This window comes from Marinobacter maritimus, from assembly GCF_007671675.1.
GTDB classification, from domain to species: domain Bacteria; phylum Pseudomonadota; class Gammaproteobacteria; order Pseudomonadales; family Oleiphilaceae; genus Marinobacter; species Marinobacter maritimus.
Genome location: NZ_VCGW01000001.1, coordinates 596,116 through 618,744, shown reverse-complemented (window position 1 = coordinate 618,744; position 22,629 = coordinate 596,116). Strand labels below are relative to the sequence as shown.

The 22,629-nt window shown below is 54.8% G+C and carries 22 protein-coding genes; 3 read left to right on the top strand and 19 right to left on the bottom strand.

Translation table 11 applies throughout. The features are described 5' to 3' along the window. Positions 1-78: 78 nt before the first annotated feature. On the top strand, positions 79-2,673 hold the full coding sequence (gene acnB, locus FFI90_RS02840; protein ID WP_144777191.1) for a bifunctional aconitate hydratase 2/2-methylisocitrate dehydratase: 2,595 nt from the start codon (positions 79-81) through the stop codon (positions 2,671-2,673). An 86-nt stretch (positions 2,674-2,759) separates the two neighbouring features. On the opposite strand, the gene FFI90_RS02835 is transcribed toward acnB, so the two are convergent. The 16 genes from FFI90_RS02835 to FFI90_RS02760 form a co-directional block, all read right to left on the bottom strand. Continuing rightward, positions 2,760-3,752: a zinc-dependent alcohol dehydrogenase family protein gene (locus tag FFI90_RS02835; RefSeq protein WP_144776336.1), complete on the bottom strand. Its 993-nt coding sequence runs from the start codon at positions 3,750-3,752 to the stop codon at positions 2,760-2,762. A gap of 23 nt (positions 3,753-3,775) precedes the next feature. Further along, positions 3,776-4,522 carry a sulfite exporter TauE/SafE family protein gene (locus tag FFI90_RS02830; RefSeq protein ID WP_144776334.1) on the bottom strand — a complete coding sequence of 249 codons (747 nt, stop codon included), beginning with the start codon at positions 4,520-4,522 and terminating at the stop codon, positions 3,776-3,778. Further along, positions 4,519-6,696 (bottom strand): TRAP transporter permease, encoded by a 2,178-nt coding sequence (locus FFI90_RS02825; protein WP_144776332.1) that lies wholly within the window; start codon positions 6,694-6,696, stop codon positions 4,519-4,521. Before FFI90_RS02825 ends, FFI90_RS02830 begins: the two co-directional genes overlap by 4 nt. Next, the gene (locus FFI90_RS02820; protein ID WP_144776330.1) at positions 6,696-7,703 is read right to left on the bottom strand and encodes a TAXI family TRAP transporter solute-binding subunit; all 1,008 of its coding nucleotides are present in this window, start codon (positions 7,701-7,703) and stop codon (positions 6,696-6,698) included. Before FFI90_RS02820 ends, FFI90_RS02825 begins: the two co-directional genes overlap by 1 nt. A gap of 161 nt (positions 7,704-7,864) precedes the next feature. Continuing rightward, on the bottom strand, positions 7,865-9,361 hold the full coding sequence (gene putP / locus FFI90_RS02815) for a sodium/proline symporter PutP (protein ID WP_144776328.1): 1,497 nt from the start codon (positions 9,359-9,361) through the stop codon (positions 7,865-7,867). 340 nt (positions 9,362-9,701) lie between these two features. Beyond that, positions 9,702-10,481 (bottom strand): AraC family transcriptional regulator, encoded by a 780-nt coding sequence (locus FFI90_RS02810; protein WP_144776326.1) that lies wholly within the window; start codon positions 10,479-10,481, stop codon positions 9,702-9,704. Positions 10,482-10,519: 38 nt separating this feature from the next. Then, the gene (gene tmk, locus FFI90_RS02805; protein WP_144776324.1) at positions 10,520-11,155 is read right to left on the bottom strand and encodes a dTMP kinase; all 636 of its coding nucleotides are present in this window, start codon (positions 11,153-11,155) and stop codon (positions 10,520-10,522) included. After that, positions 11,152-12,204 (bottom strand): endolytic transglycosylase MltG, encoded by a 1,053-nt coding sequence (gene mltG, locus FFI90_RS02800; RefSeq protein WP_186317898.1) that lies wholly within the window; start codon positions 12,202-12,204, stop codon positions 11,152-11,154. The genes tmk and mltG overlap by 4 nt, the downstream gene beginning before the upstream one ends. 5 nt (positions 12,205-12,209) lie before the next feature. Continuing rightward, the gene (locus tag FFI90_RS02795; protein WP_144776320.1) at positions 12,210-13,040 is read right to left on the bottom strand and encodes an aminotransferase class IV; all 831 of its coding nucleotides are present in this window, start codon (positions 13,038-13,040) and stop codon (positions 12,210-12,212) included. 6 nt (positions 13,041-13,046) lie between these two features. Further along, entirely contained in the window at positions 13,047-14,294 is a 1,248-nt protein-coding gene (gene fabF / locus FFI90_RS02790) for a beta-ketoacyl-ACP synthase II (protein WP_144776318.1), read from the bottom strand. A gap of 138 nt (positions 14,295-14,432) precedes the next feature. Next, on the bottom strand, positions 14,433-14,666 hold the full coding sequence (gene acpP / locus FFI90_RS02785) for an acyl carrier protein (protein WP_012136033.1): 234 nt from the start codon (positions 14,664-14,666) through the stop codon (positions 14,433-14,435). A 134-nt stretch (positions 14,667-14,800) separates the two neighbouring features. Beyond that, complete coding sequence (fabG, locus tag FFI90_RS02780; protein WP_144776316.1) at positions 14,801-15,544, bottom strand: 3-oxoacyl-ACP reductase FabG; 744 nt, start codon at positions 15,542-15,544, stop codon at positions 14,801-14,803. Between the two features lie 16 nt (positions 15,545-15,560). Next, positions 15,561-16,499 carry an ACP S-malonyltransferase gene (fabD, locus tag FFI90_RS02775; protein ID WP_144776314.1) on the bottom strand — a complete coding sequence of 313 codons (939 nt, stop codon included), beginning with the start codon at positions 16,497-16,499 and terminating at the stop codon, positions 15,561-15,563. Positions 16,500-16,611: 112 nt separating this feature from the next. Further along, positions 16,612-17,613: a phosphate acyltransferase PlsX gene (plsX, locus tag FFI90_RS02770; protein WP_144776300.1), complete on the bottom strand. Its 1,002-nt coding sequence runs from the start codon at positions 17,611-17,613 to the stop codon at positions 16,612-16,614. A 43-nt stretch (positions 17,614-17,656) separates the two neighbouring features. Then, on the bottom strand, positions 17,657-17,836 hold the full coding sequence (rpmF, locus tag FFI90_RS02765) for a 50S ribosomal protein L32 (RefSeq protein WP_144776298.1): 180 nt from the start codon (positions 17,834-17,836) through the stop codon (positions 17,657-17,659). A gap of 102 nt (positions 17,837-17,938) precedes the next feature. Continuing rightward, positions 17,939-18,493 carry a YceD family protein gene (locus tag FFI90_RS02760; protein ID WP_144776296.1) on the bottom strand — a complete coding sequence of 185 codons (555 nt, stop codon included), beginning with the start codon at positions 18,491-18,493 and terminating at the stop codon, positions 17,939-17,941. 138 nt (positions 18,494-18,631) lie between these two features. On the opposite strand from FFI90_RS02760, the gene FFI90_RS02755 reads away from it, so the two are divergent. Beyond that, positions 18,632-19,228: a Maf family protein gene (locus FFI90_RS02755; RefSeq protein ID WP_144776294.1), complete on the top strand. Its 597-nt coding sequence runs from the start codon at positions 18,632-18,634 to the stop codon at positions 19,226-19,228. A gap of 21 nt (positions 19,229-19,249) precedes the next feature. On the opposite strand, the gene FFI90_RS02750 is transcribed toward FFI90_RS02755, so the two are convergent. From FFI90_RS02750 to rluC, 3 genes are read right to left on the bottom strand one after another with little or no spacing between them, the layout of a single operon-like run. After that, positions 19,250-20,275: a S49 family peptidase gene (locus tag FFI90_RS02750; protein WP_144776292.1), complete on the bottom strand. Its 1,026-nt coding sequence runs from the start codon at positions 20,273-20,275 to the stop codon at positions 19,250-19,252. Between the two features lie 39 nt (positions 20,276-20,314). Beyond that, entirely contained in the window at positions 20,315-20,962 is a 648-nt protein-coding gene (locus FFI90_RS02745; RefSeq protein ID WP_144776290.1) for an HAD family hydrolase, read from the bottom strand. Next, on the bottom strand, positions 20,962-22,026 hold the full coding sequence (rluC, locus tag FFI90_RS02740; RefSeq protein WP_144776288.1) for a 23S rRNA pseudouridine(955/2504/2580) synthase RluC: 1,065 nt from the start codon (positions 22,024-22,026) through the stop codon (positions 20,962-20,964). Before rluC ends, FFI90_RS02745 begins: the two co-directional genes overlap by 1 nt. 19 nt (positions 22,027-22,045) lie before the next feature. Here rluC and FFI90_RS02735 point away from each other — a divergent pair, with 19 nt between their 5' ends. Continuing rightward, a complete protein-coding gene (locus tag FFI90_RS02735; protein ID WP_144776286.1) occupies positions 22,046-22,258 on the top strand; it encodes a hypothetical protein in 213 nt (70 codons plus the stop codon). Positions 22,259-22,629 lie beyond the last annotated feature (371 nt).

The following is a 22,629-nucleotide window of genomic DNA, read 5'->3' as shown; positions in this document are numbered from 1 at the left end:
TGAGGTCTTTCCACCATAAAACTCCTGCCAGGCACATCGCCAGAGTGCGGGACATACCAACTGATGAGGGTCCATATCGTGTTAGAAGCCTACCGTAAACACGTTGCAGAACGTGCGGCTCTGAGTATACCGCCCCAGCCACTGAACGCTGAGCAAGCTGCGTCTCTGGTTGAGCTGCTGAAGAATCCTCCAGCCGGCGAAGAGGAAACTCTGGTTGATCTGCTGGAAAACCGTATCCCGCCGGGCGTGGATGAAGCCGCCTACGTTAAAGCTGCTTTCCTGACCGCTATCGTTAAAGGTGAAGCGCAATCGCCGCTGTTGAACAAGCAAAAAGCCGTGCAGCTGCTGGGTATGATGCAGGGTGGCTACAACATCGAAACTCTGGTTGATCTGCTGGATGACAGCGAGCTGGCTGAGCTGGCCGGTGAGCAGCTCAAGCGTACCCTTCTGATGTTCGACGCTTTCAACGATGTGAAGGACAAGATGGACGCTAGCAATGCCGTTGCCAAATCCGTTGTTGAATCCTGGGCCAATGGTGAGTGGTTCACCAAAAAGAACAAGGTTCCCGAAAGCACCAAGATGGTTGTTTTCAAGGTAACCGGCGAAACCAATACCGACGACCTGTCCCCGGCGCCAGACGCCTGGTCCCGCCCGGACATCCCGCTGCACGCCCGCGCTGCCTATAAAATGGAGCGTGACGGCCTGAAGCCGGAAGAACAGGGCGTAACTGGTCCCATGAGCCAAATTGACGAAATCAAAGCCAAAGGCCTGCCCGTTGCCTTCGTTGGCGATGTGGTTGGAACCGGCTCTTCCCGGAAGTCTGCCACCAATTCTGTTCTGTGGTTCTTCGGTGACGATATTCCGGGCGTGCCAAACAAGCGTGCCGGTGGTGTCTGTATCGGTAACAAGATTGCTCCTATCTTCTTCAACACCATGGAAGATGCCGGCGCCCTGGTATTCGAAGCACCTGTCGACAATATGAACATGGGCGATGTCATCGAAATCCGCCCCTACGAAGGCAAGATTCTGAACGAAGCGGGTGAAACCATCTCCGAGTTCGAATTCAAGTCTGACGTTATTCTGGACGAAGTTCAGGCCGGAGGTCGTATCCCCCTGATCATCGGTCGTGGCCTGACCGCCAAGGCACGTGCCGCACTGAATTTGGGTGCCACGGATATGTTCCGCCTGCCGAACGACCCGGAAGCTGGCACCAAGGGCTTCACCCTGGGCCAGAAGATGGTCGGTAAAGCCTGTGGTCTGGAAGAAGGCCAAGGCGTTCGTCCGGGCACTTACTGCGAGCCGTACATGACCACCGTCGGTTCCCAGGACACCACCGGCCCGATGACTCGCGACGAGCTGAAAGATCTGGCGTGCCTGGGTTTCCAGGCAGACCTGGTGATGCAGTCGTTCTGTCACACTGCGGCGTACCCCAAGCCGATTGACGTTGAAATGCAGCACACCATGCCTGACTTTATCCAGACTCGTGGCGGTGTTGCCCTGCGTCCGGGTGACGGCATCATCCACTCCTGGTTGAACCGTATGCTGCTGCCAGACACTGTCGGCACCGGTGGTGACTCCCACACCCGTTTCCCGATGGGCATTTCCTTCCCTGCAGGTTCTGGCCTGGTAGCCTTCGCAGCTGCTACCGGCGTTATGCCGCTGGATATGCCAGAATCCGTTCTGGTGCGCTTTAAAGGCGAGATGCAGCCCGGCATCACTCTGCGTGACCTGGTTCATGCCATTCCGCTTTACGGCATCAAAAACGGCATCCTGAACGTTGAGAAGAAGGGCAAAATCAACGAGTTCTCGGGTCGCGTGCTGGAGATTGAAGGCCTGGAACAGCTGACGGTTGAGCAAGCATTTGAGCTGTCAGATGCTTCAGCCGAGCGTTCCGCTGCGGGTTGTACCATCAACCTGTCAGAAGAATCTGTTGCAGAATACCTGCGCTCCAACATCACCATGCTGCGCTGGATGATTGCTGAGGGTTACGGCGACCCACGTACGCTAGATCGTCGTGCTCAGGGCATGGAAGAGTGGCTGGCAAACCCAAGCCTGATGCGTGCAGATAAAGACGCAGAGTACGCGCACGTGATCGAGATCGATCTGGCTGACATCAAGGAGCCAATCGTGTGCTGCCCGAACGATCCTGACGATGCCCGCTTCCTGTCTGAAGTGGCTGGCGATAACGTAGACGAAGTATTCATCGGCTCCTGCATGACCAACATTGGTCACTTCCGCGCGGCTGGCAAGCTGCTGGAGCAGAACAAGGCACCTCTGAAAACCCGTCTGTGGATGGCGCCGCCAACCAAGATGGACGAGTCGCAGCTGATGGAAGAAGGCTATTACAATATCTATGGTACCGCTGGTGTGCGCACCGAAATGCCGGGCTGCTCACTGTGTATGGGTAACCAGGCGCGCGTGGCCGCCAAGAGCACTGTGCTGTCTACCTCTACCCGTAACTTCCCGAATCGCCTGGGCGATGGTGCCAACGTGTACCTGACCTCTGCGGAATTGGCCGCGGTGGGCGCAATTCTGGGTAAACTGCCAACTCCGGCAGAATACATGGAATACGCCAAAGATCTGAATAGCATGTCAAAAGAGATCTACAAGTATCTCAACTTTGACCAGATGGAGAACTACACCAGCAAGGCAGCTGAAGCGAATGTCGCTTAGGCTTTGACCTCAACGGTTTAGCTCCACGAAAAACGCCAACCTCCGGGTTGGCGTTTTTTTATGGCCGTAATTCAGTTCTGTGGTTGCTATCGCTCCAAGAGAATTTTACCGACAGCGCGACCGGACTCAATATGTCGATGCGCTTCGGCAACGCGCGCAAAGGAGAAACGCTTTGGATCCAGCAATGGCCGAATGGCACTCTGCTCCAGCATCTCACACATGGCAGCTATCAGACGCGGCTGGTCTTCCATACCGATGCCATGAAGTAACGGGATTGAGCGAAAAATCACATGAAGAGTCAGCCCTTTTGCATGCATCAGGCTAAGGTCGTGGGTTGAGCGGGTATTGATGGAGCAAAGCCGCCCGGAAATTGCCGTTGCCTCAATGGCTCGATCAAGATTTTCCCTTCCTACCGTATCAAACACCAGGCTGAAGCCCTGCCCGTCAGTCAGCCGTTGCTTGTAAGCTTCAACCGACTCGTCATGGTAGAAAATAATATCGTCCGCCCCCAACTGCTTTGCCATCCCAGCTTTCTCATGCGTAGACACCGTCGTGGCTACCCGCGCGCCCAGATGTTTCGCTATCTGAATTGCGGCATGGCCTACGCCCCCCGTGCCGGCGTGAATCAGTACATGCTCACCAGCCTGAATATTGGCTCGTTCCACAAGAGCCGACCATGCCGTAAGAAATACCAGTGGCAGCGCAGCGCACTCCGCCAATGGCAAGGTCATCGACGATGTGCGCTTCGCCAATAAACGGGCATCTGCGATCATGAAGTCTGCCAGCGCCCCAGGCCAGCCTTTGGTGCCACCCGCGCATCCGAATACCTCGTCGCCCGCGGAAAACGACGTAACGCCCACCCCCACCTTGTCCACAATGCCCGCTACATCCCCGTTCAGGATAGCGGGCATAGCAGGCCCGGCTTTGACCAGGCCTGAGCGAATCTTGGTTTCGATCGGATTAACGCTGGACGCCACGACTTTGATACGTACCTGCCCGGCAGCCGGCTCCGGGGTCTCTACTTCCCGTTCCACGAAGACATCGGGGCCACCAAACGTCTCAATAACCATTGCTTTCATTGCAGCTTCTCTCCACGTTCCGATTAATAGACCATAAGCCGGATCAGTATCGCACCTGCCATAACCAGGGTAATCCCCTTAACCCACTGCGCGCCCTTCTCACTCAGGTTCACTTTCACCGCAACAAATGCGCCCGTGATATTCCCGATCGCGAGAATCAGCCCCATACCCCAGCGCACCTGCCCGTTCAGGGCAAAAATCAGCAACGCCGGCAAGGTGTACATCAGGATAATCGAGACTTTGAACACGTTAACCTGGCGCAGATCAATGCGCAGCATGCGGTACAAAACCACAATAAAAAGCGCGCCTACGCCTACCTGAATAAAACCGCCATACACGCCAATCAGAAACATGGCAATATAGATCACCGGCCCAAGCCGGTCCGGCGTAAGCGGGTTGGTGTCCAGTTTGGGTTGGGGCAACAGCATAAACACCGAGGCGCCGATCATGGCGATGATCAGCACCAACTCGAATACTGCATCTGCCACCCAGGTCGCTACCCAGGCCCCCAGCAGCGACCCAAGAACCGCTGGCACCGCCAGATGAATGCTGACCCGAAGGTTGCCATGGCCAAGACGCCTGAAACCCGCTACAGCGGTTGTGCTCTGTAGAATAATCGCAACCCGGTTTGTGCCGTTCGCAACCTGTGGTGGCAACCCCAGAAACATCAAAAGAGGCAGGGTCAGCATCGAACCGCCTGCCGAGAGTACGTTGATAAATCCGGCAATACCGCCCAGCGCCAGCAATCCTGCTATCTCAATTGCTGTCATGCAACGCTCGAAACGCCCGACTTGCTATCCGCATGGTCGCCATTCTGACGCTTTCCGCAACGACTGCTCCATACCAGAACAGCGAGGAAAATAATCAGTCCGGCTCCGTCTACCAGTATTTGCCCATGGGGCCAGAGCATCAGTGCGCCAAGCGGAAACATCAGAGCCCGTACCACAAGATTAAGCTTATGTTCGAGATAGCCTTCAAGGCCCGCGATGATGGCGTAAATGCCGAACAGGGCGAAGCAGAATACACGGATCATTTCCGTAAAATCTCCGGTGATCAAGGGCGAATATGCGAACAGAAGCGGCACTATATAAAGACCCTTGGCGAGCTTCCAGGCTGTAAATCCGGTGCGCATTTGCGGTGTGCCCGCAATAGCGGCTGCAGCGAAAGCAGTCAGACAAACGGGAGGGGTGACGTTCGAATCCTGGGATAGCCAGAAGATAACCATGTGCGCTGCCACCAGCAACATGGAAAGCGATGCAGGTGATAATGCCTGCTCCAGGAGTTGACTGCTAAAGGTGTCCGGCACCAGAGAGAGCATCTGCTGAGCGGTTGCCGCATCCATGGGCCCGTTGAGCAACGACAGCTTGTCAGGCGCGGCAAGCATGAAGATGGCTTTGGCCTGTTCTGGCAGATTGCCGTTAACCATCAGTTCAACCAACTGACTTTGCGCAATCAAATTGTATATCGCAGGGGCAGAGAGTGTGGCAAGTACGATATAGGCGGCCGTTACCGGCAACCCCATACCGAGAATCAGGGATGCCAACGCGACGAGCAAAATCGTTATCAGCAAGCTCCCGCCAGCCCAGTCGGTAATCATCAGTGAGAAGGTGTTGCCGATACCGGTGGTGGATACAACCATCACAATGAGACCAACCGTAATCAGCAGAATCGCCGTGGTTGTGATGTTTCGTGTCCCCATCGCAAGCGCATCGAGAATGTCCCGAAAACCCATCGGATTCTTCGAGAGCCAAGACGCCACAACCACAGACAAAATCGCAATGCCTGCCGCATACGTGGGCGTGTACCCATAGACAAGCGCAGCGACCAGAACAACAAGAGGCAACAGGAAATGCCAGCCGCCTTTAAGCACTTGTTTGAGGGAGGGCGCCGCCTCGTCATCCAGTTTGACGGCATGGCTGCGCTTGGCCTCAATGCGTACAAACATCGCCACCGAGATAAAATAAAGGAGGGCCGGCAGCGTTGCCACGCCAATGATGGTGAGGTAGGAAACCTGGGTATAAGAGGCCATGATAAACGCGCCTGCCCCCATCACCGGTGGCATCAATTGGCCCCCGGTTGAGGCCGCAGCTTCAACACCGGCGGCAAAACGTGCCGGAAAGCCCGCCTTGCGCATCAACGGGATGGTAATGACTCCGGTAGAAACCGTATTGGCAACGCTGGAGCCTGAGACCGACCCCATAAGGCCGGAGGCGAACACCGCCACGAACCCGGGACCGCCTACAAACCGCCCTGCAGCACAGCGCGCCAGTTCGATAATGAAGTCACCTGCCCCGGACTTGACCAGGAAGGCGCCAAACAGAATAAACATGAACACGTAGGTCCAGGAAATCCGGGCAATGGATCCCAGCATTCCCTGTCCGCCAATGTAGGAGCGATACAAAACGGTTTCCCATGACAGGCCGGGGAAATTGAAAATGCCATCAACAAACTGCCCCCACCAGGCCACATACGTCAGTGCAACCACACAAAGCACGGGAATAAACCAGCCAACTGTGCGGCGTGCCAACTCCAGCACCAACACTACCGACACAATCGAGACAATCCAGTCGCTCGTATCGAAGTTGAATCCGCGCTGATACAGCTCATCTTCAAAGAAGATCAGATAAAAAGCACAGGCAAGCGCGGTAAACCCGAGCATCACATCAACGCCCAGTACAATCCTTTGGCCGCCGGTTGAGCGTACTTTGAACATCGGGGTCGTAAGTGTGCAGATCAAGCCAAAAAGGCCGAAGTGCAGAGCAGAACTCCACAGCTCCGACAGGGTAGAGACAGTATTGAAATAGAGGTGAACGATTGCTGTGGCGATGGCGAGCCAGAAGACCACCGGCCCGATCAGCCGGTGCTCCAGACGCTCGCTCGCCTCGCTGACACTCTCATCGCGAACCGCAATAGCCGGTTCGCTTTCTGTTTTATCTCGCATCATTACTCTGCAATCAATCGATCGGGAATTTTCAGCCCCTGCTCCTGATAGAAACGAGCGGCTCCGGGGTGAAGCGGCAGTGGCAGGCCGGCAATCGCTTTCTCAAGCGCCATCGCTTTGGTTGCCGGATGGATATTGTTCAGGAACGGTAGGTTTTCGTAAATAGTTTTGGTGATCTCGTAAACATCGTTCTCCGGGACATCGTCACGCACCGCCAGGATATTGGGCTGCGCAATGGTGTGGATATCCTCAGCCTGCTGCGGATAGGTCCCCGAAGGAATGGTGTAAGCGGTCCAGAGCTCGAAATCGCTGTTGACCTGAGCAATCTGCTCCGGGGTGAAGTTCAGCGTGGTGACCTTGTCACCCATGTTGGCGTAGGCTCTTGTTACCGCAGCAGCAGGCACGCCCGCCGGTATGTTCATACCATCGATGTTACCGTTCTGCAGAGCATCTGCACTTGGACCATAGCCCAGGTATGCGAGGTTTACCTTTTCCAGATCGATACCAACCTTGCCAAGAATAAAGCGACCGGAACCCTCTGTTCCCGAGTTTCTGGCTCCGATGGAAAAGCTCTCGCCATACAGGTTGGTCATGTCTTCGATTGTGCCGGTTTTCGCGACTTTTGTGGTCACAACAAAGTGCTCAACGTTCTGCCACAGCATGGACACTGAACGCAGATTTTTATAAGCCTTTGGAACCGGACCCGTTCCATTCCAGGCGTAAGCCCCATAAAGCCCCTGAAGAATACCAAACTGGATCTGGTCTTCGTCCATAAGCTTCAGATTTTCACCGGAACCGGCAGAGCTGATAGCTGAAACAGATATATTGGTAGACGGCTCAAGTTTCACCTTGATCAGCGTTGAAATAGCCACACCAACGGGATAATAGGTTCCTCCCGTTGTGGCAGTGCCCATCACGTAATTGCCTTCCGCCTGAACACCACTGGAAAGAGAGACCACGGCCGCAGCCAAAAGGCCCGAGGCGCATTTCAGCATTCTTTTTTTGCTCATGAAGTGACTCCTTTTTATCATTATTCTGGCTCATGCCTGAAAGTGTAACCCTGTAAAGATAGCTGCCCTGCATCGGATCTACCAGTTGAGCATCACTGATATCCAGACAAAAAAAGGGCTCCCGCAGGAGCCCTTTCTGGTTTTAAGCGCCTTATGCTCTTTTATCCGTGATGACTGACTGCCTGATACTCATTGGCATCTGAGGTAGCAAGACTTACCACTACGATGGCAATCATGGATGCAATGAAGCCTGGAATAATTTCATAGACGCCAGGGCCGCCCATGAACTCACCATTCCAACCCAGGGAAACCCAGATCATTGCAGTACCGGCACCAACAATCATGCCCGCCAATGCGCCAGCGCCATTCGTGCGCGGCCACATAAGCGCGAGAATGATCAGAGGACCAAACGCCGAACCAAAGCCAGCCCATGCGTTACCGACCAGACTCAAAACGTTTGAGGTGGGGTCAGAAGCGATGACCGCGGCAACAAGACCAACAAGCACTACGCATACACGGCCAACGTTTACGCACTCGCGGTCTCCAGCTTCTTTGCGCAGGAACAAGCGGTAAAAATCCTCTGTCAGGGACGACGACGCAACCAGAAGCTGGCTGGAAATGGTGCTCATTACCGCTGCCAGCAAAGCTGCATACAGGAAGCCTGTGATCAGCGGATGGAACAGCAAGTCTGCAAGAATAATAAAGATGGTTTCGGGATCGTCAATTTGAATGCCATTACGCACTGCGTAAGCACGGCCGAAAATACCCAGACCAATCGCGCCAATCAGGGAAATAGCCATCCAGGACATGCCGATGTTACGAGCCGTCGGGACTTCTCTCACTGAACGGATTGCCATGAAGCGAACGATAATGTGCGGCTGGCCAAAGTAGCCCAGGCCCCACGTCACTGCTGAGAGCCATCCAATAAAGGTAAGTCCTTCTGTCCAGGATAGCAGGGTCGGATCCACCTCATTCAGCGTTTGGGTCGCCTGGGCAAAACCGCCACCGCCTTCGCCGAATAGCACAACTGCCGGCATAAGAACCAGCGCAACCATCATGATGCAGCCCTGAACAAAGTCAGTCATGCTCACAGCCAGGAACCCGCCAACCACTGTGTAGGCAAGTACGACACCCAGAGTTATGGTGATACCCACTCCGTAATCACCCATACCTCCGAAGTTGAAAATTCCGGCAAATGCACTTTCAAACAGCTTGCCACCCGCTACCAGGCCTGAGGCTGTATAAACCGAAAAGAACACAACAATAACGATCGCCGCCACGGTTCGTAGTGGCAATGCCTGAGTGGGAAAGCGATTGGCCAGAAAAGCCGGTATAGTCAACGCGTTGCCATAATGAACTGTCTGGGCGCGCAGCCTGGGTGCAACGAGAACCCAGTTAATGAACGCACCGACGAAAAGGCCGACACCGATCCAGGCAGAAGCCAGACCCGATACATACATCGCCCCCGGAAGACCCAGAAGCAACCAGCCACTCATGTCTGAGGCGCCCGCAGACAAGGCTGCCACCTTGGGACTTAGCCCCCTGCCACCAAGCATGTAATCTTCTGATGAAGAAGTAGATGTGCGCATCGCAAAAAGGCCGATGCCAATCATCACCGCAAAATAAGCAAATAGACTTATCCAAACACCAATAGCCATGGAATTCCTCCGGTTTAATGAGTCGGATTAAATCCGATCTCAAAGCACAGAGCTGGCACGGGTACCAGCTTGCTGCGTCATTTTTCTTGTTTACTTGAAATCCTTCCGAACCTGACCGCAATCATCGCACTTTCGCGTTTAACTATAGTTAATTGCCGCGAATTTGCGACCATAACAATCGCCAAGTCACTAAAATGCAACAAGCCAGCAGGATGAGAGTTAACACACACTAGGTTAGTATTGCTACGTATCACCGGCTTACAAAATCCTACGATTCTTTTACAGAATTCTACGGGACTTCCGCGGAGGCTTTACGAAACCAAACCCTTTCCAGACCAGATCAGGCAACGTTTTCACGAAGTTGCAATCTCGCAGGAGTCGTTCCCTTATGTTTACGTAAGGCATTTGTAAGAGCGCTCTGCGAGGAGAAGCCTACCCGGTAACTGATTTCAGATACCGATAGGGGCGTCGAGGCCAGGAGATTTATGGCCTGATTGAGGCGAGCCTGCAAAAGAAACTGGTGAGGCGTTGTTCCAACCACCTCTCGAAACACTTCATGGAACCGGCTTACACTCAGGCAGGCTTCACTCGCCAGATCCTGTACCGTAATCTTCCGGTGAAGGTTCGCCTTTATATAGCGCTGTATTGCGTCGGGGCTGAGACTATGTCGGCTCGGCGTGCTTGCCGCTCGATCAACTATCCTGTCCGCCATACAGTAAAGAATACTGGACGCGAGATGGCTGTGCATCGCCAAGTTGCCGGGCGAACGATCGAACTCGCCAGCAGCAAACTGAACCAGCCCTTGCAGGCGGCTATCCATATGGACCGTACGCGGTTTTTCAAACACACGTACCATCCGCTCGTAATCAGCGTGACTCGGCGTCGAAATAGCTGGGTTTGATGGATCGAGGTTAATCACCATCACGTGATTCTGAAGGTCACCACAATAATCGTGGCGAGCCTCCGTTGGAACGAGGCAGGCTTTCCAGGTGTCCAGATGGGAGCCGGTTCCATCAACACTCAAATCTGCCTCGCCTTGAACACCGACCACAATCTGGTGGTGCTCATGACGATGCTGGTGAGAGGCGGTTGGAAGTTTGAGTAATCGGGCATCCAGCATAGACAGTACCGGAACCTCTAATTGAGAATATAACGCAATTAAAGCAGATCTGATTGGAACTTGCACATAAGTTCGGTGATTCGGGCGCTTACCTGCTCCAACGGAGCAGCTGCGTCAACGATATTATAGCGTTTGGGCGAGGCTGCAGCGCGAGACAGATAGGTATCGCGAATCCGCTGAAAAAAAGACACCGCTTCCTGCTCAAAGCGATCCAATTGTCCTCGATGCCTCGCCCGCATCATGCCAGTTTCGACGGGGGCATCCAGCAATACCACGTGATCGGGGCGCACCTCGCCTTGCACCAGATTTTCCAGCAGCGCAATCCGCTCGCCTGGAACACCACGCCCTCCACCCTGGTATGCGAAGGTCGCATCGGTAAAGCGATCGCAAAGTACCCACTGCCCCTTCTCAAGCGCAGGAAGAATAAGCGTGTGAAGATGTTGCGCCCGTGCTGCAAACATCAGGAGCAGCTCGGTGAGATCGTTCACCGGTTCGTCCCTTGGCGCCAGAAGCAACTCACGGATCGCTTCGGCCATGGGCGTACCACCTGGTTCGCGGGTTACGATGCAATCAACCCCCAGTCCTTTCAGGGCGTCAGCGGCATTGGCGATCTGGGTGGATTTACCCACGCCTTCAGTTCCCTCGAAGGTAATAAACTGGCCACGCACAGTCATGGTTTCTCATCCTTGTCGGGGGCGGGTGAAGACCGGTAATCAGAACGGCGGTTCAACTGAAACGCCCGGACCGCTTTCTGGTGCTCTGCCAGCGTGTTCGAAAACTGATGGGTGCCATCGCCCCGAGCCACAAAGTAGAGGGCTTTACCTGCGCCCGGATGCATGGATGCGTGTATGGCCTCACGGCCAGGCAAGGCAATAGGCGTAGGCGGCAATCCGTTAATACGGTAGGTGTTATACGGCGTGTGAGTACGCAGATCCTGACTGCCTATGCGGCCCTGGTACTTGTCTCCCATGCCGTATATTACCGTGGGATCTGTCTGTAATCTCATACCTTTTTGCAGGCGGCGCACAAACACGCCTGCCACTTGATCTCGCTCCTTAGGAGCACCGGTTTCCCTCTCGACAATGGAGGCCATAATCAGCGCTTCATAGGCACTGGCATAGGGCAGGCCTTCTTCACGGTTCTCCCATTCTTCAGCGAGAACCGTCTCCATGCGCCGGAACGAGCGTCGGAGCAAGTCGAGATCCGACTCGCTGCTGGTGAACAGATACGTATCCGGGAAGAAACGCCCCTCAGGGTGCTCACCCTCGGCGCCAACAGCTTCCATTATCTGCTCAACCGGCCACTCTGAGGTAAGCTTCTCAAGACGCTCTGATGCTGCAAGGGCTGCGCGCATATCGCTGAACGTCCAGCCTTCGATAAACTGCACAGACCAGTGCTTGGTGTCGCCCGACACCATTTTGGCAAGCATGGCTTCAGCAGTCATTCCATCGGTGAATTCATATTCCCCGGCTTTGATTCTGGCCTGATCCGGAAACAAACGCCCGTAGACGCGCACCCATAAGCTTTTTTCAACCAGGCCGCGAGCCTCCAGCTGTCTGGCGACTTCGCTGAACGCAGTGCCACCGGGCACATCAAACAACACCGGCTCAGTCATAACAACCGGCTTTGACAGTGAATCCAGCCCTTGCCAGGCCCATAAGCCGGTGCCTGTAACCACCAGCACGGCAGCACAAATACCTGCAATCAATAGTTTTTTGAACAAACGAATTATTCCAGCAGTTCGAGAGGATTAAAGATTGTCGCAAGTCCATCATCGGCAGGCAAATCCTGCCCGGCAAAACTGCGCACGGGAACAACGCCGATCACGCTGTTCAACAAATAGAGCCCCTGGCAATGAGCCCCCAACACGTCTGCCATGCTAACAGCGCGCTCCTCGACAACCTCGCCTTTTGCCCTGAGTTTCTCCAGAACCCACTGGCGCAATATGCCGGCAACCGCAAGGCTTTTGGCCGGAGGCGTTACCCAGCCTCCGGGCCCCTTGAGTAAAAGGTTGGTACGAGTCCCCTCAACCAGATTGCCGGCGCTATCAGACATGATCATCTCGTACAGCTCGCCTGTAATCTCTCGGGCCGCCATAACCTGTTCCAGCCGGTTGAGCGATTTTATACCTGCAAGAAGAGGGTTCACCGTTAGTGGAACCCTGGAGACATCAGCCGCAACACCGAAAGTGGCGGGCGCTACAGGCATAGGACTGGCGGACACCATAAGGTTAGGCCGCATTCCGGAGCCTGGCTGGTACCCACGACCACCCTCTCCGCGGGTGAGCGTTAACTTGAGCACCCAGCCACTCTCACCATCCTTGTTGCAAAAACGGTCTGCGTAACGGCTGACCGCCGCGGTGCAGGCTTTACGAAGATCTGTATGGGCAATCGGAATGCCCAATCTGCCCGCATCACGACCCATTCGAGCCAGGTGGCGAGATAAAAGGACACCCCGGTTACCGCACATCCTTATGGTCTCGAACAGACCGTCACCGTATGCAGCACCACGATCACCAGCTGGGAAACCACTTTCATCGGCCCAATACAGATTGAACATGACGCTTCAACCTTCGTAGCGGCGCACAATCAAGGTGCCGTTAGTGCCACCAAAGCCAAAGGAGTTAGACAGTGCCACGCGAACATCAGATTTACGGCAGATGTTCGGTACAAGATCCAGATCGCAGCCTTCGTCAGGATTATCCAGATTAATCGTTGGCGGCAGCACGCCATCACGTATAGCAAGCAGGGAAAAGATGGCCTCTACTGCACCAGCAGCGCCCAGCAAGTGTCCAGTCATGGATTTCGTACTGCTCATGGCTAACTGACTTGCGTGAGCGCCAAAGACGCGCTTGGCCGCCGCAATCTCCGCAACATCGCCTACCTGAGTCGAGGTTCCATGGGCATTGATGTAATCAACCTCTTCGGGCTGCAGGCCTGCGTCACGCAGCGCGTTGATCATGGAACGTGCAGCGCCCTCCCCGTCTTCCGGGGGCGCTGTTATGTGGTGGGCGTCATCACTCATGCCAAAGCCGACCAACTCACCGTAGATGGTTGCACCGCGCCGTATTGCGTGTTCCAGCTCTTCCAGGACAACGACCCCGGCGCCGTCGCTGAGAACAAAACCGTCCCTGTCCCGATCCCACGGGCGACTGGCTCTCTCCGGCTCGTCATTGCGGGTTGAAAGCGCACGGGCTGATGCAAATGCAGCAATGCCCGTTCGCGTTGTTGCCATTTCGGAGCCACCGGCAAGCATCACATCCGCATCGCCATAGGCGATAGTGCGGGCGGCGTAACCTATATTATGGGTGCCTGTCGTGCAGGCGGTGACAATCGCAATATTTGGCCCACGGTAGCCAAAGCGAATCGCCGCATTACCGGAAATCATATTGATCACCGAGGCCGGAACAAAGAACGGCGACACTTTGCGCGGACCAGATTTATCCATCGTCAGCACGCTTTTCTCAATATACTCCAGGCCACCAATGCCTGAACCTATTGCGATACCGGCTCGGTCAAGGTCCAGCTCGCCGTATTCTGCGAGCCCGCTGTCATCGACCGCTTGCTGAGCCGCAATCAAACCATAGTGAATAAACGCGTCCAGTTTTCTGGACTCTTTCGGGGACAGATAAGACTCAAGGTCCAGATCCTTGATCGATCCACCAATGCGGGTGTTGTACTCGGATGCATCAAAGCGATCGATCATACCGATGCCACTGCGGCCCGCGCAGATACCCTCCCAGGAAGACGCAACGTCATTTCCCAGAGGCGACAACATTCCCATACCAGTGATAACCACCCGTCGCTTACTCATAAACACGCTCACCTGATCGTTCATCTGTCGTTATTGCTGAATACACCCAAAGCATGGGTAATTCTCAGGCAATAAAAAAGCCGTCCCTCGTACAATGACAAGGACGGCTTTTTGCCTGGCTTACTTAAATGCAGAGTATCAGGTATGCGCGACGATGTAGTCGATCGCGTCCTGAACACTGGCAAGCTTTTCGGCTTCTTCATCAGGAATTTCGGTTTCAAATTCCTCTTCCAGTGCCATGACCAGCTCAACGGTGTCCAGTGAGTCAGCGCCAAGATCCTCTACAAAAGAAGATGAGTTCTGAACTTCGGACTCTTTTACGCCCAACTGTTCACAAACAATCTTCTTCACGCGCTCTTCAACTGTACTCATAATGTCCTCACTTTGTGTATCAACCAAGCAACTCAAGTGCTGCCAGTTTAGTGTAAACCCTACCTGCAAACAAGCAGGGATCCGGTTAAACATGTTGTGCGACAAGGGGTTGCGCACGAGCCCCAAATTGGGGCTTATCCCATGTACATTCCGCCGTTTACATGAATGGTTTCTCCAGTCACATAGCCGGCAATATCCGACGCCAGAAAAGCAACCAGAGCCGCCACTTCTTCCGGCTGCCCCAGACGACCCGTAGGTATTATCCCCAGCATAGCTTCACGCTGCCTGTCGTCCAGTTTTTTTGTCATATCTGTGTCGATAAACCCGGGTGCAACACAGTTCGCTGTGATGCCCCGATTCGACATTTCCTTTGCCAGGCTGCGAGTAAAGCCCTCTACACCGGCTTTGGCAGCGCAATAGTTCGCCTGACCGGGATTGCCCATACTGGCAACCACAGAGCTGACGTTTATAACGCGACCCCACCGAGCCTTTGCCATACCTCGCAAAACAGCCTTGCTCGTACGGTACACACTTGAAAGGTTAGTTTCGAGCACAGAAGCCCAATCATCATCTTTCAAACGCATCAGAAGATTATCACGGGTTATGCCAGCGTTATTGACCAGAATCAGAGGCGCACCGGATTTCTCAGTTATCTCTTTCAGACCCGCTTCGATGCTTTCAGGATCGGCCACGTTCATCACAATGCCATAACCCCTCACGCCCGCGGCCTGAAGGCTATCCGTGATGGTTGCCGCACCATCTGCACTGGTCGCGGTACCCACCACCTCTGCACCCTGCTCTGCCAGGGCCAGCGCGATGGCTTTTCCGATTCCTCGGGTAGCACCGGTTACCAGTGCTGTTTTACCTTCCAGAGACATGCAAAACTCCCTTTCTTCAAGACGGTTCAAATGCCGCAATGGCTGCTGTCAGTGCCTGCGGGTCTTCGATCCCGTGAACTGAAAGTCCCCGGTCGATCCGCTTGGCCAGCCCTGCAAGTACTTTACCTGTACCGCATTCTATGGCAACGGTGACGTCGCGGCCAACCAGTGTACGAACTGAGTCCGCCCACAATACCGGCGAATAAAGCTGTTTAAGAAGATTGGCTTTCAGTGTAGCCGAATCTGTCTCTGCTGCAGCGTTAACATTCTGTATAACCGGAGTGAGCGCATCGTTAAAGCGAACTTCGTCTAGTGTCTGACCCAGTTCCTCGGCAGCACCTTTCATCAGGGCGCAATGGGAGGGAACACTGACAGGCAGAAGCATGGCTTTACGGGCTCCTTTTGCCTTACAGGCCTCGATAGCGCGATCAACGGCAGCAGCGGACCCGGCAATCACAACCTGGCCAGGGGCATTGAAATTCACCGCTGCAACAACATCACCGTTAGCAGCCTCTTCGCAGGCGGCCACAACATCTGCATCTTCAAGACCCAGAATGGCAGCCATTTTACCTTCTCCGGAGGGCACAGCTTCCTGCATGAGCTCGCCACGCAAGCGGACAAGTTTTACAGCTTCAACGAAATCAAGGCTTTCAGCCGCGACGAGCGCACTGTACTCACCCAGGCTATGCCCCGCCAGATAATCGGGCTTTGGGCCGCCTGACACCAACCACTGGCGCCACAGCGCGACACTGGCGGTCAGCATCGCCGGCTGGGTGACCATCGTCTGATTGAGGTCTTCTGCCGGGCCTTTCTGACACAAATGCCAGAGGTCGTAACCAAGCACATTGGAAGCCTCGGCGAAGGTTTTGTTGATCATGGGCCAAGTCACAGCAGCCTCGGAAAGCATGCCAACTGACTGGGAACCCTGTCCGGGAAAGATAAAGGCTGATTTCATAAGCGGGATCTTATCGTCATTGGAGGTTTCAGGAGATTAGCCAATAGTACAAGCTCGACGGATTATGCGCGAGTAAGCCGTACCAATGACAAGCTACTCCGGTCTTGGCTGGTCAGAGCATCAGATCATCAAGACGCTCATTAATGCGCCTTGGCACTTCCAGCTCAACTTCGCGCACAGCCTGTCGAATAGCCGCAAGCATGGCGCGCTCATTGGCGTTGCCATGGCTTTTGATAACCACGCCCTGCAGACCTAGCAAGCTGGCACCATTGTGACGAGACGGGTCCATCAGGCGAAGCAGGCGCCCGATAATGGGGCGGGCAAGAAGGCCCACAAAACGACCATAAAGCGTGCGGGTGAACGCCTGCTCCAAGAGCTCAATAAGCAGACCCGCAACGCCCTCTCCGGTTTTGAGCGCAATATTACCCACAAAACCGTCACACACCACCACATCGGCAACGTCCCGGAACAGATCACTCCCCTCCACGTAGCCAATGTAGTTAATAGAGTCGCACTGCGCGAGCATGTGGGATGCGAGGCGCACCTGCTCGTTGCCTTTGATTTCCTCTTCACCCACATTCAGCAGCGCGACTCGCGGCTCCCCCTGGCTACAGATTGCCGAAGCCATGAGCGATCCCATCAGAGCATACTGATAGAGATTTTCCGCACTGGAATCGACATTGGCACCAAGATCCAGAACATGACACCGCCCCCGAAGCGAGGGGATCAGCTTGGCAATGGCGGGGCGCTCTATGCCCGGATACATGCGGATAATGGAGCGCCCAAATGCCATAAGGGCCCCGGTATTTCCCGCGCTGATACAACCCTGAGCCTCGCCGTCACGAACCAGGGCCAAAGCAATGGCCATGGAGGAGTTTTTCTTGTGTCGCAGCGCATGAGAGGGGCGCTCGTTCATGCGGACAACATCCGCAGCTTCCATAATTTGGATTCGAGGATGCCCATCACGCAAAAAAGCCTCAAGCTCACTCCGGATACCCACCAGAATGAAACTCAAGGCTTTATTTTCGCGCACCGCTTCGAGGGCCGCGGCGACGACCACTGAAGGCCCCCGATCGCCACTCATGGCATCAATCGCTATAGTGACCGGTTTCACCGCTCGCCCATTCGATTGATGTTGGTGCGGCTGTACAACGAGCTTACTCGTCGTTGGCTTCAATTACCTGCTTACCACGGTAGAATCCGTCCGGAGACACGTGGTGGCGACGATGAACTTCACCAGTTGTTGAATCAGTGCTCAGAGCTGCAGGGCTCAGAGCATCGTGGGCACGGCGCATGCCACGCTTGGAACGGGTCTTGCGGTTCTTCTGTACAGCCATGGTTATACTCCTGACCTGTTAACGTAACTTACTTGAATATCGTTACACGTAACATGTGTTCGTTTGAATGCGCCGGCTTCAACATAGATGCCCACGCTCGCATTAATGCTTTGTTTTTCCAAGGCCCGCCAGCACGCTGAACGGGTTATCCCCCGGCTTTTTCTCTGATACGGCCGAAGAACTGCCTGGTTCGTATGCTTCCAGCTCTTCTTTTGCCGGGCATTCACTCCGGTCATGCAACGGATATGGAGGCAAAACCAGCAACAGCTCATCCTCCGCCATGGACCAGAGATTCGCACTGAAATCTTCAGTTTGAAACGGCTCGAGATCCTTTGGCAACCGCTCGGCCTGCGCATCGCTGGTGACCAACCCAAGCACAAACCGGGAGGTCAGCACAGAATCCATGGACTCCATGCAACGCTGACACTCCAGCTTAACAGGAGCCTCCAGCTCACCAGAGACGATACGACGACGCTCGCCATCCTGATAAAAGGACAACGTCACGCGACATACGGCATCATTCTCGAACCCTAAAACAGCTTCACGGAAACGAGGCAACCCACTGAGAGGGATATCTCCCTCCAGCACGCTGTCGTGCTCCGCCAACCGGTAAGGGTCGACAATTTTTGGCAATTCTGCATTTGACGCGTTTGACATAGGCGCGCAATTCTAGGGGCCAAGCTCGCTGCTGTCAAAGACTTCGTAGCGTTTTGACCGGGGGTTCCGGTTTCCGTAGGTGTATTCTACGATACGCGCACTGAAAAGTAGCGCACAAACACCGGAAGGAATGACATCATGCCCCTAAAACCCCTGCTTTTGGCTTCATCATCAAGGTATCGCCACGAATTGCTGGCAAGGCTCGGACTGCCGTTCTCCAGCGCCAGCCCGGACATTGATGAATCACCCATCGCAGGGGAGCCTCCGGTCGACCTCGCCTTACGTCTGGCCGAGTCGAAAGCCCGAGCTCTGGCACCCTTGTACCCGGATCACTGGATAATCGGTTCAGACCAGGTGGCTGGCTTGCCTGACGGCACACGGTTAAGTAAACCCGGAAACTACAAAAATGCTTACGAACAGCTGGCCAGGAGCAGTGGTCAAAGCGTCATCTTTCTGACCGGTCTCGCGCTGTTGGACGCCAGCTCCGGAACGCTGCAAACTCACTGCGAGCAATTTACCGCTCGTTTCCGGGACCTGTGCCCAGAAGAAATCGACGCCTATCTCCGCAAAGAGGCGCCCTATGACTGTGCAGGCAGCTTCAAGATGGAAGGCTTGGGCATCACGCTTTTTCGTGAGCTACAAGGCCGCGATCCGAACAGCTTGATCGGCCTGCCCTTGATCGCCCTGACCAACATGCTAACGAGCTGGGGCAGAAACCCACTTCTCGAACCGTAACTGCCCGTGTATGCCCTGCCCCTATCGCAATTCCAGGCGGGACTCTACCAACTGCCCGACAACCCCCTGACCAACGGACACCCCAAGCTGATCAACAAGATCACGCAGCGCGCCTTTGCGCTGACTATAATCAATCAGATCTTCCTGACCCACAATCTGCCTTGCAACATGGGAGGTACTGCCAAGCCCGTCAATAAGACCCAGCTCCAACGCCTGCTCGCCACTCCAAATCAAGCCGCTGAACAAGCGCTCGTCATCAGCCAGTCGATCACCACGACCTTTCTTTACTGCTTCTATGAACTGCTGATGGGTACTCTCCAGCACGTCTTGCCAAAACGCCACTTCCTGTTCCTGCTCGGGTGAGAATGGATCCAGAAAGGCCTTGTTGTCACCGGCCGTGTAAAGCCTGCGTTCAACGCCCAGCTTGTCCATGACACCGGTAAACCCGAAACCGCCGGCCACAACACCGATTGACCCCACGAGACTGGCCCGGTTTGCATAGATCTCATCAGCTGCAGCCGCTATGTAGTAGGCGCCCGATGCTCCAATATCCGAGATCACAGCATAAACTTTCTTTTCCGGGTACTCCTCCCGCAGCCGTTTGATCTCATCATAAATATATCCAGATTGCACCGGACTGCCGCCAGGACTATTAATGCGCAGGATAATCGCTACAGCATTTTCTTGCTCGAACGCTGACCGCAGAGAGCCAACAATGTTGTCGGCGCTGGCGAGCTCGTCTGCCGCAATCGGACCATTCACTTCCACCACCGCAGTGTGTTTCCCGGTTGTTGCATCAAGACTGTCTCCAAACGGAGTCCAGACAATCGCCAGCAGAACGAACAGATAGGTGAATGTAAGAAGCTTGAAAAAGATACCCCAGCGTCGGCTCTTGCGCTGCTCAGACTGCAGCGACATAACCAGCTTTTCAATCAATCTCCAATCACGACCCGATTCGGGCGGCAAACGCGGTTGATTTCGCCCCAAACGAGGCTCTGCAGATTTATCACCCCATTCTGGAGTCTTTTCTGAATCCCACTCACTCATGCATCTATCCTGTCAGAAATGAACACACCAAAATTTGTTTTACAGACCGAGCACGCTTCGAAGATCCGGAACAGAATCTACGATGGCATGGGGCGCGTAGCCTCCGAGCACATCACGCTTATGCACACCCCACTCAACACCTATGGATGGCATACCAATGCGCTGCGCCATTTCGAGATCATAACGGGTATCGCCAATCATAACGGCCTCTGAGGGCTCCACCCCATAAAACTGCAATATCTCTTCAAGCATACGCGGATCAGGCTTGGATCGGGTCTCATCAGCACAGCGAGTGATATCGAAATGTGCGCCAAGTCCGCTCGAAACAAGTGCAGATTCAAGACCTCTACGGCTTTTACCCGTAGCCACAGAGCATCCGCGGCCAGCGCCTCGAAGATCTGCGACGACATCAGCCATACCGTCAAATACATTCTGGGGCGTCGTGACCTTACGGAAGAAATAATTCCCGTACCCCTCCCGGATGGTGGTCATTTCTTCGCGACTGATACCCGGATAGAGCCTCTCCAGAGCCTCGACCATGCCCAGACCGATGATGTCACGGTATGCTTCCCGCTCCAGCGCGGGATAACCCAGATCGGTGGCAGCCTGATGCAGACTGTCCGCAATGTGATCTACGGAATCCACAAGGGTTCCATCCCAATCAAAAATTACAATTTTAACGTCCATCAACCTGCTCCCGTTGCACGCACTTCGAGTTTACTCAGCACGTGACTGAATACATCATCATAAGGGGCCTCGAACCGAACCGCCTCCCCGGTCACAGGCAGCAAGAGCTCAAGAGCCCGGGCGTGCAGCATCAGCCGCTGACCGCCAACAGACCGGAATGCTTTCAGACTTACATCATCCATATACTTGTCATCCCCCGCTATCGGATGACCAGCGCAGGCACTATGAACGCGAATCTGATGGGTACGACCAGTAACCGGTGACGCCTCCACCAGACTGTAGCCGCTGTAGCGCGCAAGGCAGCGAAAGGTGGTCAGCGACGCTTTGCCGGCTTCATCCACCTTCACCCTGCGCTCTCCATTGGGCATTTCATAGCGCAGCAAAGGCTCATCAACCCGGCCAAGCTTATTGGGCCAACTCCCCACCACCAAGGCATGGTATTGCTTCCGAATGCGCCTCTGCCTGAGCTCATCCTGCAAATAGCGTAGCGCCGACCGCTTTTTGGCAATCATGACAAGCCCGGAGGTATCCCTGTCCAGACGGTGCACCAACTCAAGGAACTTCGCCTCAGGGCGGGCCGAACGCAGCACCTCAATCAGACCGAAGCTGAGACCGCTGCCGCCATGCACCGCAATACCGGATGGCTTGTTGACCACCAGCATCTGATCGTTTTCAAATACGACCGCCGCCTCTACCACACCTTGAACCCTGCTCCCAGGCGCCGGCTGGGGGGCTTTCTCTTTGCGGATAACCGGCGGAATACGCACCTGGTCGCCCGTCGCAAGGCGCGTATCGGGCTTCACCCTACCCTTGTTCACTCTCACTTCGCCCTTCCGGACGATGCGATAGATAATACTCCTGGGCACACCGCGAAGTTGCGCCAGCAGAAAGTTATCCAGCCGCTGTCCATGATTATCCTCATCAACAGTTACCCAAAGAACCCTCTGCTGGACAGTTTCTCGCCCGCCACTCGTCCGGCTTGATTCGGCGCCGTTGCCGGGGCGTGACACCGGCTTTCTGACCCTGGCGCGGGTGGGCTTTCCGGTAGCAGATTTGCGGGGCATAAGGTTCCTTTAACGGGTGATGGAGCTGGCGATACGGGCGGGATTGAACGACTCCCTGAATACTGTTATATTCCGGCGTGATCTGTCGTTTGTCTACGGCCTGACCAACTTGAGTCAGAAGCCGGAGCGGCAGAAGTATACCGACACTATTCAAGAGTTTGAACGCCGAACGCCCAATCACTATCGGGCCCGGCGCAAGAAATGCCTCCGCAGTGCCAGGGTAAACCCGTAAAAAACGGCAAACTGACACCGGAAAAACTGAAACCGTGCGGAAAACCGCCGGGCGAAATCGCGAAGAATCACTGCCACGCAAGGCCGGGCCGTCCAGCTTACGAATAAGACGTGAGACCCAGGCACTTGTGTGAACCTGAAAACGGATTATATGCGCCAACAGACACGAACCCTACACGACACCCCTCTGCCGGAAGGCCGGTGGGCTGTCGGCGGTGGTCTCAGATCAACAGGATCATACCCCGACGGGGCATGATTTGTCTGTCCGCCGCTCTGCCCCTGATTTAACGGGGCCTGCGGCACGCACGTCCTGCTTCGCAGATGCGACGCCCTTCGGTTTTCTGTCAAAATCAAACGACAGGAAAATCCCCT